2 protein-coding genes are annotated in these 1,792 nt (G+C 69.5%); both read left to right on the top strand.

The features are described 5' to 3' along the window. Positions 1–1,004: CAF17-like 4Fe-4S cluster assembly/insertion protein YgfZ (gene ygfZ / locus B2284_RS02740; protein WP_286697148.1), on the top strand; the 1,004-nt coding region annotated here is incomplete at its 5' end. Positions 1,005–1,399: 395 nt separating this feature from the next. After that, positions 1,400–1,792, top strand: a 393-nt coding sequence (locus B2284_RS02745) for a PRC-barrel domain-containing protein (protein ID WP_286697149.1), incomplete at its 3' end; no start/stop codon positions are given.

The raw sequence follows: 1,792 nt of genomic DNA on the forward strand, positions 1-1,792 counted from the left end.
GCGCCGTGGCGGCCGACGGCTTCTGGGCGTCGGTGCCCGCCCACTACGGCAACCCGCTCGCCGAGCAGCGCGCGCTCGAGCAGGGCCGGGCTCACGTCGACCTGTCGGCCCGCGGCGTCGTGCGGGTCGCCGGCCCCGACCGCCTCTCCTGGCTGCACTCGATGACGACGCAGCACCTCGCCGACCTGGCGCCGTTCACCTCGACGGAGACGCTCGTGCTCAGCCCGCACGGGCACGTCGAGTTCGCCCTGCACGTCGTCGACGACGGCGAGGCGACGTGGCTGACGACCGATCCCGGTCGCAGCGCCGAATTGGCCGCATGGCTGCGACGCATGCAGTTCATGCTGCGCGTCGAGGTGGCAGACGTCTCCGACGAACACGCAGTCATCGGTGAGGTGAACGACGAGGAGTCGACCCCCGAGCAGGTGCGTGAGACCGGCGTCATCGCCTGGCGTGACCCGTGGCCGGCGCTCGGCCCCGTGAGCGCGGCGTACGGTCCGAGCGCGCAGCACCCTGGTTCGGAGCGTCGGTGGCGCGAACTCATCGTGCCGCGCGAGCGGTTCGAGGCGGTCTTCGCCGAGGCTCAGCCGGCGGGCCTGTGGGCCGCGGAGGCGCTGCGCGTCGCGGCCTGGCGACCCGACGGGCTGCTCGAGGTCGACCACCGGACCATTCCGCACGAGCTCGACTGGCTGCGCAGCGCCGTGCATCTGCAGAAGGGGTGCTACCGGGGGCAGGAGACCGTCGCCCGCGTCCACAACCTGGGTCGCCCGCCGCGGCGGTTGGCGTTCGTCCATCTCGACGGCAGCGACCACACGCTGCCCGAGGTCGGCGCCGAGGTCATGGTGCCCGGAGCCCCCCGTGCTGCGGGTCGGCTGACGTCAGTGGCGCGTCACCACATCGACGGGCCGATCGGCCTCGTCGTGCTCAAGCGTTCAACCCCAGCCGACGCGCCGCTGCTGATCGGCGGGGTGGCCGCCGCGCAGACCGTCATCGTCGCGCCCTGAGTGTTCGCGGCCTGATGCTCGGGGCGGGGTCAAGGGGTCCTGACCGTGCAGGGTCTCAGATGAGTCTACCGGGACGGGATGCAAAAAATGTGATTCATGTCACAAAACCGATGGGTAGCGGTTGTCTGTATTGGCCATAGGGGTGGAGCTGTCACCCCTATGAGGCCGCAAAACGGCCCTGAAGCGTGTCGGGGTCCACTCCCACGGGTGAGATCCGAGGGGCGGGTGACGCGGAGGAGACCCCCAGGTTGCATCCTGTCCAGACCCCTTTCGCGGCCGGGGGTGGTGACAGCGGCCAGGAAAAATGATCGGCTTATGCCAAGCCGCACGGCGACCTGGACGGATGCGAATCCGGTCGGATCGGCGTGCATCCGCCATCACGAAGGAGAACGAAAATGCTTTCCGTTGACGACGTTCTGGCCACCCGATCCGGCAAGGCCTACGACAGCGACGGCGACAAGATCGGTTCGGTCGGCGAGGTCTACCTGGACGACCAGACGAGCCAGCCCGCCTGGGTCACGGTCAACACGGGCCTGTTCGGTACCTCCGAGTCCTTCGTCCCGCTCGAGGGCGCCCGCGTGGAGGGTGAGGACCTGCACCTCCCCTACACGAAGGCCAAGATCAAGGACGCCCCGCGTCAGGACGCTGACAAGCACCTCGACGTCGAGCAGGAAGAGGCGCTCTACCGCTACTACGGCCTATCGAACGGTGGCACGACGCACGACGGTGACCGTCGTGACTTCGACGGCCGCGACGCCGCTGCCGCCGGCACGGCCGGAACCGCCGGT

Origin of the sequence: Dermacoccus sp. UBA1591, from assembly GCF_002322065.1 — a bacterium.
GTDB classification, from domain to species: domain Bacteria; phylum Actinomycetota; class Actinomycetes; order Actinomycetales; family Dermatophilaceae; genus Dermacoccus; species Dermacoccus nishinomiyaensis.